Origin of the sequence: Bisbaumannia pacifica (assembly GCF_007989625.1) — a bacterium.
GTDB classification, from domain to species: Bacteria; Pseudomonadota; Gammaproteobacteria; order Pseudomonadales; family Halomonadaceae; genus Bisbaumannia; species Bisbaumannia pacifica.
In genome coordinates this window covers 1-16,077 of record NZ_BJUK01000006.1, presented here as the reverse complement: position 1 = coordinate 16,077, position 16,077 = coordinate 1, and the positions used below count along the sequence as shown (strand labels likewise).

Genomic DNA, 16,077 nt, shown 5'->3' with positions numbered 1-16,077 from the left:
TAGCCGCTGACGGGCTTAGTTGCGCTTGACCTTGGAGAGGGGGTGATCCTCCGGATAGGTGGGGATCTGCGGCTTGGGCGTGCCCAGCATCACGCACATCAGCGCCTCTTCCTCGCCATGGTTGAACAGCCCCCGATAGATACGCGGCGGAATGGAGATGACGTCACGCTCCTCGAGCACCGTCTCCATATAATCGTCGCCGTCCTTGAGGAAGAGGGTGATGGTGCCCTTGAGCACGAAGAAGACCTCTTCCACGTCGTCATGCACATGCAGCGGTCCTTCGCACTTGGACGGCAGCACCATGGTGGAGAAAGTAAAGTGCTCGGCGGGAATGGTATTGGTGTCCGCCTTGACGCCGGTGGCACCGGTGCCGATATAACGCATCTGGGCACGGCGATACTTGGGGTCGAAATCGGCCTGAAACTTCAGGGCGTTCCAGTCGTACTTGCGCCCCTTGAAACGAGCCACGCGGGTTTCCATCCACTCTTGGAAGGAGAGATCGTCGGGCTTCTTCCAGGTTTCGAGCATCTCTGACATCGTCGTTTCCTCTTGTCGGTGTCCACGGAAACTTTCCGGGAAATATCGTGACCCACCAGGGTCCATCAATGACGACTCGCGGCTTTCGAGACAAAGGAGTCCCCGGATCGCCGGCGAAGCGGCAATCGACCTATTCATTAATCGATGATCGAGGCGTTGAATAAGTATTCGGGCGTTATTGTCTCGTTATCGAGTCGTACCCTCCTAGTTCACTAGGCATTGTTCGCCAGGGTCGTTATTACTTTATATAAACCGAAGTAACCGTCAGGCCTCGCTCTTCTTCTGGCGACGGGTCTCGGCGTCGATGCCGCCCTCGATGGCCCACTCGGTAAAGGACGCCAGGGAGTGCTGCATCTCGCGCGCCTGCCACGCCTCGGTGAGGTAGTCCTCGTTGGTGTAGTACTCGAAGGCACCGCCCAGGGGGCTGTTCACGTACCAGAAGTAGGCGGAGGAGACCGGATGCCGGCCCGGGCCCAGGAAGGTACTCCACTGCTTGCGGTTCATGGCCAGGCCGCCGCCGATCACCTCGTGGATATCGCGCACGGTAAAGGCCACGTGGTTGAGGCCCCGACCGCGGTGCGGCAGCTTGAGCAGGAAGAGGTTGTGGTGACCGCCCCGGGCCTGCATGCGCAGGAAGACGCCGCGGTCGGTGTAGCGGTCGGAGACGGCGAAGCCCAGGGTATCGCGGTAGAAGGCCTCGGTGGCCTCCAGGTCATCGACGAAGAAGACCGCATGGCCGATGGAGGCCGGAGTGGCCCGCTCGTAGACCGGGCTCGGCGCATCGACCCGGCGCATGTCGCCCCACTGGTTGATGGGGGTCACCTCAAGCTGGACGTCGCGCAGGCCGGTGACGCGAATGCGCACCGTCATGCCGTTGGGGTCGGTGCACTGGATGGCGTCGCCCTGGTCGACATAGCCGGGTTGGTCGGCCAGGCGCGCCTTGAGGGCCTCGAGGGCTTCGCCGTCGGCGACTCCCCAGGTCATGCGGCGCAGGGTGGAGCCCTCCTCGAAGGCGCTGGGCAGGCTGGGATGATCCACGCCGGCCACGCTGAGGCGCGCGCCATCCAGGGTCTCGAAGACGTCCCGCCCCTGGGCGTCACTGCCGGCGGCGCTTAGGCCGAAGTCTTCCAGGAACCGCTTGGCGGCATCAAGATCCTCGACGCCAAACTCCAACTCTTCGATACCCACGATGCTCATCGCTCTCTCCTGCGTCCTCGACGCGCTGGTTACTCGTGGCTCGGCGTCTGACGCCGACCCTTGTCTCTGGTGCTAGGGCTCCTGCCCCAGGTTTCGTCCCGAGGCACTCCCCTGGTGGCCCAGCAGGCCGGAGATGGTCTCGGAGGCCTCGGCCACATGACCGCGCAGCCGCTCCCGCTCCTCGGCGGGGATCTCGTGCACCGGCACCATGATGCTGACCACCGCCTCGATCTCGCCGTCGGCGTTGTAGATCGGGTAAACGATGGAGGAGATGCCGAACTGGAAATAGGACTCCGCCACCACATAGCCCCGCCGGCGATCCGCCTGCACCAGCTCCCACAACGCCTCGCGGCTGTCCGGCGAGCCCGGTTTGGCATCCGGCAGCTCGTCATCCGGGTAGAGGGCCTCGAACTCCGCGCGGCTCAGCCCGGTGAGCAGCATCCGCCCCAGGGAGGTGCGGTGCACCGGCAGCCGGGTGCCGACGCTGACCCGCCGCACCGTGGCGTTGGCGGCACTGACCCGGGCCACGTAGATGACGTCCTGGCCATCGCGGATGGCGATATGGCTGGAGCAGCCGGTGGCATCGCGCAGCGACTCGATCACCGGTTGCCCCACCTGCACCACGTCCAGGGACGCCACGTACTCGAAGCCCAGACGCAGCACATTGACCCCCAGGGAGTAGTGCCCCGTGGTGGGGTGACGGCGCAGGAAACCCATGTACTCGAGGGTCTGGATGGCCCGGTAGGCGGTGGCCTTGGGAATATCCACCCGCTTGGCGATCTCGGCGAAGCTCATCTCGCGATGGCTGCGACTCAGCTCCATCAGGATCGTCAGGCCCCGCTCCAGGCCGGGGATCAGGTATTTGCGCTCGTCTTTATTGCTCATAGGGCGTGCTCTCCGTGGTTGGCCATTCGGGTACCAGCATACCCCTGCCTCTGTCGCGCGGCATGTCTGCGCGCCTCGGTCGTCTGGCACCGCGAGTCGCTTCCGCGGCCATGGCCCTGGGAGAGTCGATCTCGTCCGGTGTTTCGGCGGCCTCGCGGCCCGCCTCGGTAAATTTCAAATATGAAATACGATTTATTATTTGATACAACCAAGATAGGTGGTTATCGGGCCCTTGTCAAGGCTCGATCCCATGCAAAATGTCAAGCGTAATTCGCTGATTTATATAGTGATTCCCGACACCCTCGGCGACAGCCGAGGGTGCGGTAGACAGGCTTGGGGAGAAAAACGACGCGACGGAGGGATCAGGCGCGGGCCGTGGCCACCAGGCTGCGGTCGCGCAGGGCGATCAAACGCTGGCTCAGTCGTGCCTGGAGGTCGAGACGCACCGCCTGGTAGGCGGGATCGCCCCAGCGGTTGCTGAGCTCATGGGGGTCGGCCTTGAGGTCATAGAGCTCGCCCCCCGCCTCGCCCTCGAAGAGGCTCAGCCGCCAGCGCTCGGTGACCAGGCTGATGATGCTCGCCCGCGCCTCGCTGTCGCGGAACACCCGGATGCCCGGGTCCTCCACCAGCACGTCCGGTGCCGGCACCTCGCCGAACAGGTCCTGGCCCTGCATGCCGATCGGCACCCTGAGGCCGGCCCGCTGTAGCAGCGTCGGGGCCAGGTCGATGGCGCTGCCGAGGCGCTCGGAAACCTCACCCTCGCCTGGCCGCCGCGGATCATGCCAGATCAGCGGCACCCGCAGCACGCTCTGGAAGTGCAGGCCCATCTTGAGCATGCTGCCGTGATCGCCCATGTAGTCGCCATGGTCCGAGGTGAAGGCCACCACGGTATCGTCGGCGAGGCCCTGGGCCTTGAGGGCGGCCAGCACCTCGCCCACGGCATCGTCGACCATGCTGATGCTGCCGTAGTTGAGGGCGATGATCTCCCGGGCCTGGCGCTCGCTCACCGCGAAGGGCCAGTGGCTCTCCGGGTCCTCGGCGCCCCAGCGGTAGGCCTCCAGGGCCGAGGCGGGCAGCCCCTCGATGGCTTCCACCGGATGGTGGAAGGAGGCCGGCAGATCCACCTCGTCCGGGTCATACATCGACCAGTAGCGGCCCGGCGGGGTGAAGGGGTGATGGGGGTCGGGAAAGGAGACCACCAGCACGAAGGGGGTCTCGGCGTCCTGCTCGGCGAGGAAGTCGCAGGCCTGCTCCTGAACATAGCGGGTGGGATAGAGCGCCTCGGGCACGGCGGTACGCCAGCACTGGGGGGCCGTCACCGTCGACGCCAGGGCGTTGGCGGGCCCGCGCAGCGCGGCCGGATCGGGGTGGCGCTCGTTCAGCCAGGCGGTGTAGTGGCCATCCACTAGGTCCCCGTGGCCGATGCACAGTCGCACCCGCTCGAAGCCGTAGTAGGGACCGGACAGGGTGAGGCCGGGCTGCTCGGCCCAGCGACGCCGCACCTCCCAGCCATAGTCGGGGCCCTGACGCTGGTCGCGCCGGCTCAGGACGAGTTCCGGCGTGTCCCCCACCCCGCCCGGGACCCGCGGCGGCGCCGGGATATCGGTGACGTTCTGGAAGTGTGCCTTGCCGATATAGCCGGTGCGGTAGCCCTCTCCGCGCAGCACCTCGGCGAAGGTCAGGCTATCGAGCCCCAGGGGAATGCCGTTCTGGCGCACCCCGTTCACCGAGGGCATCTGGCCGGTGACCAGGGCCGCCCGGTTGGGCTGGCAGATCGGCGTGACCACGTGGAAGCGCTCGAAGCGCACCCCGGCCGCGGCCAGGGCATCGATATGCGGCGTCCTGACAGTGGGGTTGCCATAGCAGCCGAGGTGATCGGCACGCTGCTGGTCGGTGATAAAGATCACGAAATTGGGGCGTCGCATCGGGACTCTCCGGGGCCGAGGCTCCGGTCCCGGCGGGGCGGCCGGGGCCAGAGCGGCGCGATCAGCCGAACATCCAGCTAACCGGCACGGTAACGATCTGCGGGAAGGCGAAGATGATGGCGATGGCCACGAAGTCACAGACCAGGAAGGGAATGGCGGCCTTGTAGATGCTGCCCATGGTGGTGCCCTGGGGGGCCACCGCCTTCATCACGAACAGGGCCGCGCCCAGCGGCGGCGAGGTGGAACCGGTCTCGATGGCCAGCAGGAAGAGCACCGCGAACCAGATGGTATCGAAGCCTAGCTGCTCCACCACCGGCACGAAGATCGGCAGGGTGATCAGCATGATCGGCAGCGGCCCCATGAACATGCCCAGCAGCACCACGGTGAGCACCATGGCCAGCACGATCATATGGTCGTTCAGTGGCAGGGAGAGCACCGCGTCCATCATGCCGAAGGTGGTGCCGGTAAAGGCCAGCAGCTGGCTGAAGGCCACCGCCCCGGCGACGATCAGCAGCACCATCACCGAGATATTGGCGCTCTCGAACATGGAGACCCGGAAGTTCTCCACCGTCAGGCGACGCTTGGCCAGGGCCAGCAGGATGGTGGCCACGGCGCCGGAGGCCGCCGCCTCGGTGGGCGTGGCCAGGCCGAGAAAGATCACCCCGACCACGGCGAAGACGATAAAGCCGATCGGCAGGATGTTGCGAATGCCCGCCTCCACCTTGACCCGGAGCGGCGTGGGCTGCACCTCGAAGGTGGGCGCCAGGTCGGGCTGCAAGGTGCAGCGCCCCCAGATATAGAGGGCATAGAGCACCGCCATCAGCAGGCCCGGCAGGATGATGGCGATCAGCAGCCGGCCGATGGAGAGCTCCGCCACCACCCCCAGCACCACCGCCAGGGCGCTGGGCGGAATCATGATGGCCAGGCCCGCGGAGCCGATGATCGGGCCCAGGGACATGGGTTTCTTGTAACCGCGGCGCTCCATTTCCGGTACCAGGCTGGAGCCCAACAGGGCGATGGCGCCCATGCTGTTGCCGGTCAGGGTGGAGAAGAGCACGCCGCCCCCCACCGCCATAAAGGCCAGGCGACCCTTGAGCTTGCCGAACCACTTGTCGAGGGTGTCCATCAGGTCATTGGCGATACCGGAACGGAACATCACCTCGCCCATGATCATGAACATGGCGATGGGCACCAGGGTGAAACTGGTCAGGGCATCGGTGGTGTTGATCACCAGCTGCTCGATGCCGGAGGTGCCGCCCAAGAAGGCATAGGCGCCCACCAGGTTCACCGCCAGAAAGGCAAAGGCCACCGGCAGCCCCAGCATCATCAATACCAGCAGGGCGCCGAGAATAAGCGATAGCGTTAGCCACCAATCCATAACATACCTCCACAGGGGGCCCGAGTCGGGTGAGCCGACGGGGTCAGCGCTTCAGACAGGCCACGGCCTGTGCCACGAACTGGATGGAGAGCAGCACCATGCCCAGGGGAAAGACCCAGGTGAGCAGATAGCTGCGCGGCGCCAGCACGGTGGTCTCGCGGGAACCGTACTGGAACTGGTCGAGGGTCACCGCCAGGCCATACCAGGCGGCATAGAGACAGATGGCCGCCCCGAACAGGGCCACCAGGAACGCCAGCGGCATCTGCAGCCGCGGCGGCAGGTGCTCGGTGACGATATCGATGGCCACGTGGCGATTCTTTTCCAGCAGGTAGGGCGCCCCCAGGAAGGTCATGTAAAGCAGCGAGTAGCCGCTGAGCTCCACCACCCAGACCAGCGACTTGCCGAAGAAGAGTCGCGACAGGATCTCGCAGAAGACCGCCGCCGTGGCGGCCAGCAAAACGAAGGCACTGAAACCTGCCAGGTAAAGGTTCAAACGGCTCACGCCCCGCATCAGGAGTGCCAGGGGAGAGGAACCGCGAGAGAGTGACTGTTGCATATCGAGCCACCTGAGATAGAAAAAGTCGGAGGCGCCCCATCCAGGATGGGATAGGGCGCCCCGCCGGGGTGGATCACTCCACCAGCATGGAGCGCAGCTCCGCGGTCAGCTCGTCGTCGCCGATCTGCTCCTGCATATGCTCCCAGGCAGCGTCGATGGCGATCTCCAGGTAACGCTCGGCCTCTTCGCCTTCCAGGGCGATCTCCTCGAAGCCGGCGGCCTCCACCTCGGCGTTACCGGCGGCGATCACGTCGCCCCAGCTCTGGTCGAGTTCCGGCCCCAGGGTGTTGCGTACGTAGTCCTGGAGCTCGCCACGCAGTTCCTCGGGCAGGCGCTCCCAGGCCCGCTCGCTGACCAGGATGCTGAAGCCGGCACGGTAGAAGGGCGGCGTGATGTAGTAGTTGACCACGTCCTCGTACTGCTCGGCCCAGCCCAGGTTACCCTGCATGAAGCCATCGATGGCGCCCCGTTCCATGGCGGTATAGATCTCACCGATGGGCAGCACCAGGCCATTGGCCCCCAGCGCCTCGATAAACGGCAGGCCGGTGGGGAAGACGCGGATACGCTTGCCGGCCAGGTCATCGATGCCGTCGACGCGATCCTGGAAGAAGAGGAAGAACTTGACGTCGGTGGCCGGGATCTCGCCCAGGTAGCGCAGGCCGCGCTCGGCGTGGATCTCGGTCATGCGGTCATAGTAGCCGCTCTCGAGGATCTCCTCGTAGTTCTTGAAGGAGAAGTTGGCGCTGCTCGAGGAGGGCACCAGGCCGGAGTAGTAGCTGGGGCTGATCAGCGCCATGTCGATGGAGTTGTTGCGCACCGCATCGGCCAGGCGGAAGGGCGGCATCACCTCGGGGCCCCCGCGCCAGTTCAGCGACAGCTCGCCCGCAAACTCCTCGTTCACCGCATTCACGAAGTGCTCGAAGCCGGCGGAGACCGCCGCCGTCTTGGGCGTGAAGCTCACCACGTTGAGGCTCACCTCATCGGCGGCAGCGGTGAAACTCAGGCCGGCCAGGGAAATACCGGCCACCAGGGACGTCAGAGTCGTTGTTTTCATTGCACTCTCTCTCATTATTGTGGCTCTCGTTGTTGTGGTTACCGCAGGCGTCACTCAGTCCAGGGCCACACCCCAGGCATCATACCCATAAACCCAGTCGGCATTACCTTCGCCCTTGAGCCAATTATTGGCACGGGAGCCTCGCTGCACCTGGGCGGTGCGTTCGCGGCGGGCCTGCTCATAGCGGGCCAGGGCCGCCGGCACCTCGTCGCGCCCGGCCTCGGCCAGACAACGCGACAGCACCACGGCGTCTTCGATGGCCATGCAGGCGCCCTGGGCCATAAAGGGCACCATGGGGTGGGCGGCATCGCCGAGGATGGTCACATGGCCCTCGGACCAGCGCTCCATGGGCTCGCGCACATAGAGGGCCGACTTGGTGACGCTGTCGCAGGCCGCCAGCAGGGCACGCACATCAGGGTGGAAATCCTTGTAGACGTCGCGCAGCTCGTCCACGTCACCGGGCAGGGTCCAGGACTCCTCGCGCCAGCCCTCCTGGGGCGTGGTGGCGAAGATAAAGACCTCCTCGCCACGGGTCAGCGGGAAGACCACCACCTGACTGTCGGCGGTCTCGCCCCACCACTTGGTGAAGGCATCCAGGTTCTCCACCTCGGGCACGGCGCTGCGCGGCACCACCGCCCGGTAGGAGACCAGGCCGGTGAACTCGGGGCTATCGTCGCCGAACAGGGAACGACGCACCGCCGAGTGAATGCCATCGGCGCCGATCACCACGTCCAGGCGCTCGCTGCTGCCGTCCTCGAAGTGCACCACCGGCTGTTCACCGGCCTCGACGCCGGACACCTTGCTGCCCAGGCGAATCGCCGACGCCGGCAGCTTCGCTTCCAGCGCCTTGAGAAGGTCGCCACGGTGAATGGTCAGCTGGGGCGCGCCATACTTCTCCTCGGCGGCATCGCTCATGGGCAGCTTGGAGGTGATCTCGCCGCTGTCCCAGGTGCGACTCAGGCGGTGGGTGGGCCGTGCCGCGGTCTCCCTCAGGACGTCGCCCACGCCCAGGCGATCCAGGGCGCGTACCGCATTGGGCGTCAGGTTCACATCGGCGCCGATGCGCAGGAACTGCTTGGCCTGCTCGAAGACGATGGCCTCGTGGCCCGCCTCACGCAGGGCGATGGCCGCACAGAGACCGCCCACACCACCACCACAGATACCAATTCTTAGCTTTGTCATACCCCACCTGTTTCTGAGCTACTGGGAACGTCCTGGAGGGAGCCTCGGCTCCCGGGATGCGCCAGGGAAGTGCGCAGGTCCTTCCGTCGTTGACTCTGCTCGGGCGATCTCTCTGGGTCGCCTTATTTCATATATAAAACAGAGTTTATTATTTGATAGTCAGACTGTAGGTCGAGCCCGAGGCTTTGTCAAACATCGAAATCGCCAATGGCCGCCCCGAGACAGGGGGCGGCCATTGGCGAGAGGAAGAACGATAACGGATCGGGGGCTGGCCAGGCACAGGATCAATGACGAATCAGCGTGTCGGCCAGGAGCTCAGGAAGGAGCGGCCCCGGCGGCCGGACATCGACCAACGCCTCCGGAGGCGGCCGCGGAATCAGTGCCGAATCAACTTATCGGCCAGGCGCAGGACCAGGGGGCGGCCCAGGGTGATCAGGCCGAAGGCGATCGGCCAGGAGATCAGGAAGGAGCGCCCCCAGCGACCGGGGAAACCGCCATCCAGGCCGGTATTGACGAGGGTGATGGCGAGGGTCATCAGCCCCGCCATATAGGTGGTCATCAACACGGAGACGACCCAGTGGCCGTAGCGGGACGGGATCAGCATAGGGACTCCCGGGGCGGGAGGGGACGCGACGCCCCTCCCCGATCAGGCGCTTAACGCAGCGACATCAGGTTGAAGTCGGGATCGGCCAGCTCGGCGGCATCCAGCACCCGCCCGGCGGCGATCCAGCGTTTGCCCAGCTTGATGGCCCGCGGCTGGTCGAAGGCCACCATCTGCACCAGACGCTGGGCCTCGTCCAGGTAGAAGAACACCGGTCCCTGGGCCTCATGGCGCACCACGCACTGGAGCTCGCCGCTCGGCACGCCGAGGATCTGGATATTGACCCCGTGCTGATCGGACCACAGCCAGGCCGGCTCGTCGTAGTGGGCGGCCTTGCCGAGCATGGCATCGGCGACCACCCGGGCCTGGTTCTGAGCATAGGCCCAGGACTGCAGGCAGAGCCCCAGTTGAGGGTGCTGGGAGACGTCGCCGGCGGCGAAGATCCGCGGGTCCGAGGTCCGACCGGCGGCGTCCACCACGATGCCCTGCTCGGTGCACAGCCCCGCGTCGCGAGCCAGCTCCAGGTTGATCTCGACGCCGACGCCCACCACCACCAGGTCGTAGGGCGCATGGGCCTCGCCATCGGCGGTGATCGTCACCCGGTCATCGGCCGCCTCGCTCAGCTGGATATCCTGGCGATTCAGCGCCAGGCCCACGCCGTGATGCTCATGGAGCCCGCGGATGGCCTCGGCCACCTCCGGCCCCACGCTGCGCCCGCAGAGGGCCGGGGCGCGCTCGAAGACATCCACCTCGAGGCCCAGCTTGCGAGCGCTGGAGGCCACCTCCAGGCCGATCCAGCCGCCGCCAATCACCCCCAGGCGACGACTCTCGGCGAGCCGCGCCTTGAGCCGGGTGGCGTCGTCCCAGGTGCGCAGGGTCATCACACGGCCGAGCTCCGCCCACTCGGCCACCGGCAACCGCGGCCGACTGCCGGTGGCGATCAGCAGCCGGTCGTAGGGCAGGCGCTGGCCATCGTCGAGCACCACCTCCCGGGCCTCGCGATCGATGGCAGAAGCCCGCTTGGGCCGTTGCCAGTCGATATCGAGGGCCGCCAGGCTGTCTTCCGGGAAGAGCCGCGGCAGCGGCTCGTCCGCGGTGACCACGCCCTTGGAGAGCGGCGGGCGTTCGTAGAAGTCGTGGGGCTCGTCGGCCACCACCGTGAGGCGACCGGTATAGCCCTCGCCGCGCAGCGCCTTGCAGGCGTAGCCGCCGGCCTGGCCACCGCCGATCACCACGATGCGGGAAATTTCCTCGCTGGACATGGTCCTTTCCCCCTAGTTGAAGACGAAGCCGCCGTTGATGGGGATCAGCTGACCGGTCACGAAGTTCGACCAGTCCGAGAGCAGGTAGAGCACGGTGCCGTCGATGTCCCGGGGGTGCTGCTCCTCCTTGAGGGCGCGCCCGGCGGCATAGTAGGCGTAGCGCTCCTCGGGCACGTACTCGGTGGCCTCGCAGTGGGTCAGCCCCGGGGCGATGGCGTTGATGCAGATGCCCTGCTCGCCCAGCTCCCGGGCCATGGCTCGAGTCATCGAGATCACCGCGCCCTTGCTGGCCACATAGGCCATCAGCCGCGGTGCCCCCCAGAGGGCGGTGTCGGAGGCCACATTGACCACCTTGCCGCGTTTGGCCTGGGCCAGCAGTGGCCGTGCCGCCCGGGTCATCTGCCAGACCCCGCGCACGTTCACCGCCATGACCCGGTCCCACAGCTCGGGGTCGTACTCGTCCAGGGTCTTGCCGCCCACATTGGTGGCGATGGCGGCGTTATTGACCAGGCCATCCAGGGCCCCGCCCTCGGCGACCCGCGCCAGGCCGGCCTCGATGGAGGCGACATCGCCCTGATCGATCACCAGCGCTTCCACCTCGGCGCCGCTCTCGCGCAGCGCCGCGGCGGTCTGGGTCAGCTCCGCCTCGAGGATATCGCTGATCACCAGGCGCGCGCCTTCGGCGGCGGCGGCCTCGGCGATGCTACGCCCCAGGCCGCGGGCGGCGCCGGTGATCATCAGCCGCTTGCCGGCCAGCCCCTGCCCGGCCATCTCAGGCCGCCTCCTGGCGCTTGGCGAGCTGCGCCTTGGCCATCTTCAGCATCACCCGGCGCAGCCGCGAGAGGCCCACGTCGTGCTGGTAGAGGTTCTCGTGGTGACGGGCGTCCGGCGCCAGGTTCTCGAGGATGATGCGATCCTGCTCCAGCACGTCCCAGTGCAGGCCCTCGAGCTTGGTACGGTAGAAGAAGCGCCACACCTGGCGCTGCCAGCCGTCGACCTTGCGCACCCGCCAGAAGAACACCCGGGTGTGCTCCTTGTCTTCGGGGACCGCCATGCCGACGATCCAGAAGGGACCGCCCGGCCCGAAGCGCTTCTGGTAGGGAATCGACAGGCGCAACCAGAGGGCCCCGCCGTTGCCGTACTCCACCCAGTCGAAGTTGACCCCGGTCTGGCCGGTCTTCTTGAAGACGAAGCCGGTCGCGGTAGGCTCCAGCACCATCTCCGCCTGGCGGTCGCCCTCGGCCATGGAGTGGGAATCCGCATGCAGGTAGGTGCCGTGCATGGGGTCCATGACGTTGTCCACCGCATACTGGTAGTTGCACTTCCAGGTGGCGGTGCACAGGAAGTTGCCGTAGGTGGCCTCGTCGGTGAGCTGCTCGGGCAGCTCCAGCGCCGGTGGCTCCTCGTCCGGAGTGGTGCCGAAGAAGACGAAGATGGCGCCATGGGCTTCCTGCACCGGGTAGTGGCGCACGCAGGAGGTGCCCACCATGGGGCTGTTGCTGATCGCCGGCACGTCGCAGACGGTGCCTTCGCCGTCCACCTCGACGCCGTGGTACCAGCAGGCCAGGCGATTGCCCAGGTTCCAGCCCTTGGAGAGGCGGGCACCGCGATGGGGGCAGCGGTCTTCGATGGCGTGCACCACGCCGTCATGATCGCGCCACAGGGCCAGGTTCTCGCCCAGGCGGGTGATGCCCAGGGGGTTGCTGCCCACCTCCCAGCTGGCCACCACCGGGTACCACAGGGAGCGCAGGCCGGTATCGAGATAGTCTTGGACGTCGGCGTCCATGGAAGCGGCTGTCGTCATCTCTCTCACCTTGATTATCGTTGTCTCGGGGCGCGGCCTTACTGGCCCAACACCGCCATCTCCTGGAGGAAGCTCTCCTGGGTCCAGGGCTGGCCCTGGCGATCCTGGCTATGGCGCTCGTTGAGCCCGGCGATCACCGCCTCGAGCTCGCTGGCGCCACTCTCGAAGACGGCCTCCAGGGCCGCCACCAGGGCCAGCTCGAAGGCCTCCGGGGAGCGCTGGCGGTTCTGCCAGACCCGGTTGTCGAAACCGCCGGGGCGCTCGATATGTCCCTGACCCGGCTCCGAGGAGGGAATGATGCGCGCCCAGGTCTTGAGCTCGGGGTTATGGTCGAGGGTGGTGGACATGGCGATCAGGCCTCCTCGCTGACTTGCAGCTGAATTTCGTCGTCGATGATGCGTACCGGGTAGACATGCAGGTCCCGGTCGGCGGGCTCGCGCAGGCACTTGCCGGTCTTGATGTCGAATACCGCCTCGTGGAGCGGGCACTCCACCTGGCCATCCTCGACGAAGCCCTGGGAGAGCAGCGCATAGGCGTGGGGGCAGACGTCCTCGAGGGCGTAGTATTCGCCGTCCAGCACATAGACGCCGATCTCCTTGTCGCCCAGCTTGGCGGAGAAGGGGAAGTCTTCCTGCACCTGATCGGTCTTGCAGACAGGGGTCCAACTCATGGGGCCGTCCTCATCATTGGATGCGTGGGTCGTCCGTGCTCGCGTATCAATAATGAAACACGATTTATTATTTGATCCTATGTAGGCGAGTATAGTCGAGCCGCCTCGCCTGTCAATACTATATAGTATTCATCGGGCGAGGACGCAAGAAAGAAAGGGACAGAGGGGGCTAGCCTTCGGCGAACTGGCGGAGCTGGGTGGTCAGGGTCAGCCGGTAATCGTTGGGGGGAATGTACATAATCTGCCACGCCAGGGTGCGCCCCTCGCCATCCTGATAGCGGGTCTCCAGGCGCATCCCCGGGGGCGGGGCCTCGGCCAGCTCCGGCACGATGGCCCGCGCCACCGCCTTGGGCAGGCGCCCCTGGCCGATGCGGTTATCGGCCAGGGTCGGCGCCACCCCCAGGCGCTGCAGCAGCGGCAGCACGCTCTCGTGCTCCAGGGCCTCGGCGGGCAGGCGCATCAGCTCGCCGGCCTGGTCGGCACGCAGGTAGATCTCGGTATAGCAGTCGAAGGTGCCGTCGATGCGGTCCTGGCGCACCAGATGCAGGTAGCCGCTCCGGCACTCGCCCAGCACCGCTTCCCAGGCACCCTGGCGAGTCAGGGCCTCGCGCCTGAGCAGGCGGATAAACACCAGCTTAACCGGGGAGCCATCGGGGCGCAGGAAGTGGAAGGCCGGGGTGGTGATCTCGCGACGATGGTCGCCAGCGGCCACGAAGGTGCCCAGGCGCCGGCGGCGGTAGAGCTCGCCGCTCTCCACCAGGTCGCGCAGCGCCTTCTGCACCGTGCCCAGGCTCAGCGGCAGCGCCTCGGCCAGGGCCTGTTCGGTGGGCAGCCGGGTGCCCTCGGGCAGCTCGCCCTCGTTGATCAGCTCGACCAGGGCATCGCGCAGGCAGAGGTACTTGGGGGTACGGGGGGAGGCCTCGAGATGGCGAGCGACACGCTCGGCTAGCTGGGTCAACACGGCTGCGCCTTCACCTGGGGGAGTGGCGGCATTCTACCAGCCTAAGCGCCGGCGAAAAGCCGGCCGAACGCGAACCGCCCCCATGGCAGAGCCATGAGGGCGGTTTTTCTTCGCGCTAATGACGTAACGCTTACTTCTCGACGAAGGCGCGCTCGATCACATAGTCGCCGGGCTCGCCCATGCGCGGGGAGATCTTGAAACCCAGGTCATCGAGCAGGGCACTGGTCTCGTCGAGCATGGCCGGGCTGCCGCAGATCATGGCGCGATCCTGCTTGGGATCGAGGGGCGGCAGGCCGGTATCCTCGAACAGCTTGCCGTTGCGGATATGGTCGGTGAGGCGGCCCATGGTGTGGAACTCTTCCCGGGTCACGGTGGGGTAGTAGACCAGCTTCTCGCTGATCTCCTCGCCCAGGTACTCGTGGGCCGGCAGTTCCTTGGTGATGAAGTCGGCGTAGGCCAGCTCGCTGACGGTACGCACGCCGTGTACCAGCACGATCTTCTCGAAGCGCTCGTAGACCTCGGGGTCCTGGATCAGGCTCATAAAGGGCGCCAGGCCGGTGCCCGTCGACAGGAAGTAGAGGTTACGCCCCGGCAGCAGGTCGTCGGTGACCAGGGTGCCGGTGGGCTTGCGGCTGACCATGATATGGTCGCCCACCTTGAGGTGCTGGAGCCGCGAGGTCAGGGGGCCGTCCGGCACCTTGATGCTGAAGAACTCCAAGTGATCCTCGTAGTTGGGGCTGGCGATGGAGTAGGCGCGCATCAGCGGCTTGCCGTCCACTTCCAGGCCGATCATCACGAACTGGCCGTTCTTGAAGCGCAGGCTGCGCTCCCGGGTGGTGCGGAAGCTGAATAGGGTGTCGTTCCAGTGGTGGACGCTCAAGACTTCTTCCGAGGCAAACTTGCTCACGACCGACTCCTTCTCATATTCGATTAGCGCATAAGGCGACTAAGCTGATCTTTGTGCTAATTCTAAGAGCCGACCTCATATCTGTTAAATGGATTGTATGGATAAAGCTTATCTATAATACAGATATAAGATCCTGCCGAGCGAGGCACCTATGCGTTACACCCTGCGTCAGCTGGAGGTCTTCGTGGCCGTGGCCCAGCACGAGAGCGTCTCCCGGGCGGCCCGTGCCCTGGCCCTCTCCCAGTCGGCGGCCAGCACCGCCCTGGCGGAGCTGGAGCGCCAGTTCGACTGCCAGCTGCTGGACCGTATCGGCAAGCGCCTCAAGCTCAATGCCCTGGGCTTCCAGTTGCTGCCCAAGGCGGTGGCGCTACTCGACCGCGCCGAGGAGATCGAGGAACTGCTGCGCGGCCAGCACGGCGTCGGCTCCCTGGACGTGGGCGCCACCCTGACCATCGGCAACTACCTGGCCACCCTGCTGATCGGCGATTTCATGCAGCGCCACCCGGGCAGCCGGGTGCGCCTCTCGGTGCGCAATACCCAGGGCATCATCGAGCGCATCGTCCAGCACGAGCTGGACCTGGGGCTGATCGAGGGAGACTGTCAGCACGAGGACCTGGTGATGCAGTCCTGGGTGGAGGACGAGCTGGTGGTATTCTGCGGCCCCGAGCACCCCCTGGCGGCGGGCGAGGCGGTGCCCCTGGAGCGGCTGATGCGCGAGGCCTGGATCATGCGCGAGCCGGGCTCCGGCACCCGCCTGACCCTGGAACACGCCGCCCGTCACCGCCGCGGGCGCTTCAATACCCTGCTGGAGCTGGAGCATACCGAGGGCATCAAGCGCGCCGTGGAGTCGGGGCTGGGCATCGGCTGCGTGTCGCGGCTGGCGCTGCGCGACGCCTTCCGCCGCGGCAGCCTGGTGCCCATCGCCACCCCGGAGCTAGACCTGCGCCGCCAGTTCGCCTTTATCTGGCACCGTCACAAGTACCTGACCACCGGGATGCGCGAATTCCTCAAGCTGTGCCGGCAGCTGACCGAGGGCGTCGAGCGCAGCGACCAGATCGCCCTGCCCTATTACCCCTGAGTGCAAGAAATCGAGCCCCAGGCGAATGATTTTCGTCGACTTTCCCGTCGAGGCCCGGGGCTTTCCTGGGGGCAGGCACT

17 protein-coding genes are annotated in these 16,077 nt (G+C 66.1%); 1 reads left to right on the top strand and 16 read right to left on the bottom strand.

From position 1 onward, the window contains the following. Window positions 1-15: 15 nt before the first annotated feature. From HPA02_RS03495 to HPA02_RS03420, 16 genes are all read right to left on the bottom strand, one after another. Complete coding sequence (locus tag HPA02_RS03495; protein ID WP_146801695.1) at window positions 16-537, bottom strand: cupin domain-containing protein; 522 nt, start codon at window positions 535-537, stop codon at window positions 16-18. Window positions 538-801: 264 nt separating this feature from the next. Continuing rightward, a complete protein-coding gene (locus HPA02_RS03490; RefSeq protein ID WP_146801694.1) occupies window positions 802-1,734 on the bottom strand; it encodes a VOC family protein in 933 nt (310 codons plus the stop codon). A gap of 72 nt (window positions 1,735-1,806) precedes the next feature. Continuing rightward, entirely contained in the window at window positions 1,807-2,619 is an 813-nt protein-coding gene (locus tag HPA02_RS03485; protein ID WP_146801693.1) for an IclR family transcriptional regulator, read from the bottom strand. Between the two features lie 362 nt (window positions 2,620-2,981). Beyond that, window positions 2,982-4,544 (bottom strand): sulfatase-like hydrolase/transferase, encoded by a 1,563-nt coding sequence (locus tag HPA02_RS03480; protein WP_146801692.1) that lies wholly within the window; start codon window positions 4,542-4,544, stop codon window positions 2,982-2,984. 61 nt (window positions 4,545-4,605) lie between these two features. Beyond that, entirely contained in the window at window positions 4,606-5,922 is a 1,317-nt protein-coding gene (locus tag HPA02_RS03475) for a TRAP transporter large permease (RefSeq protein WP_146801691.1), read from the bottom strand. Window positions 5,923-5,965: 43 nt separating this feature from the next. Next, window positions 5,966-6,478, bottom strand: a complete 513-nt coding sequence (locus tag HPA02_RS03470; protein WP_146801690.1) for a TRAP transporter small permease — start codon at window positions 6,476-6,478, stop codon at window positions 5,966-5,968. A gap of 73 nt (window positions 6,479-6,551) precedes the next feature. After that, window positions 6,552-7,532: a TRAP transporter substrate-binding protein DctP gene (dctP, locus tag HPA02_RS03465; protein ID WP_186809912.1), complete on the bottom strand. Its 981-nt coding sequence runs from the start codon at window positions 7,530-7,532 to the stop codon at window positions 6,552-6,554. A gap of 54 nt (window positions 7,533-7,586) precedes the next feature. Next, window positions 7,587-8,714 (bottom strand): FAD-dependent monooxygenase, encoded by a 1,128-nt coding sequence (locus HPA02_RS03460; RefSeq protein ID WP_146801688.1) that lies wholly within the window; start codon window positions 8,712-8,714, stop codon window positions 7,587-7,589. A 376-nt stretch (window positions 8,715-9,090) separates the two neighbouring features. Continuing rightward, window positions 9,091-9,318, bottom strand: coding sequence for a DUF2798 domain-containing protein (locus HPA02_RS03455; protein WP_146801687.1), 228 nt, complete (start codon window positions 9,316-9,318; stop codon window positions 9,091-9,093). A gap of 50 nt (window positions 9,319-9,368) precedes the next feature. Continuing rightward, window positions 9,369-10,577, bottom strand: coding sequence for an NAD(P)/FAD-dependent oxidoreductase (locus HPA02_RS03450; protein ID WP_146801686.1), 1,209 nt, complete (start codon window positions 10,575-10,577; stop codon window positions 9,369-9,371). 12 nt (window positions 10,578-10,589) lie between these two features. Beyond that, complete coding sequence (locus HPA02_RS03445; RefSeq protein WP_146801685.1) at window positions 10,590-11,348, bottom strand: SDR family oxidoreductase; 759 nt, start codon at window positions 11,346-11,348, stop codon at window positions 10,590-10,592. A 1-nt stretch (window position 11,349) separates the two neighbouring features. Beyond that, on the bottom strand, window positions 11,350-12,381 hold the full coding sequence (locus HPA02_RS03440) for a Rieske 2Fe-2S domain-containing protein (protein ID WP_146801684.1): 1,032 nt from the start codon (window positions 12,379-12,381) through the stop codon (window positions 11,350-11,352). Window positions 12,382-12,419: 38 nt separating this feature from the next. Next, entirely contained in the window at window positions 12,420-12,728 is a 309-nt protein-coding gene (locus tag HPA02_RS03435) for a recombinase-like helix-turn-helix domain-containing protein (protein WP_146801683.1), read from the bottom strand. A gap of 5 nt (window positions 12,729-12,733) precedes the next feature. Further along, on the bottom strand, window positions 12,734-13,051 hold the full coding sequence (gene nirD, locus HPA02_RS03430; protein WP_146801682.1) for a nitrite reductase small subunit NirD: 318 nt from the start codon (window positions 13,049-13,051) through the stop codon (window positions 12,734-12,736). A 169-nt stretch (window positions 13,052-13,220) separates the two neighbouring features. Beyond that, entirely contained in the window at window positions 13,221-14,012 is a 792-nt protein-coding gene (locus HPA02_RS03425; protein WP_146801681.1) for a GntR family transcriptional regulator, read from the bottom strand. Window positions 14,013-14,142: 130 nt separating this feature from the next. Continuing rightward, window positions 14,143-14,919: a ferredoxin--NADP reductase gene (locus tag HPA02_RS03420; protein ID WP_146801680.1), complete on the bottom strand. Its 777-nt coding sequence runs from the start codon at window positions 14,917-14,919 to the stop codon at window positions 14,143-14,145. Window positions 14,920-15,070: 151 nt separating this feature from the next. Here HPA02_RS03420 and HPA02_RS03415 point away from each other — a divergent pair, with 151 nt between their 5' ends. Next, window positions 15,071-15,997, top strand: a complete 927-nt coding sequence (locus tag HPA02_RS03415) for a LysR family transcriptional regulator (protein ID WP_146801679.1) — start codon at window positions 15,071-15,073, stop codon at window positions 15,995-15,997. Window positions 15,998-16,077: the final 80 nt, after the last annotated feature.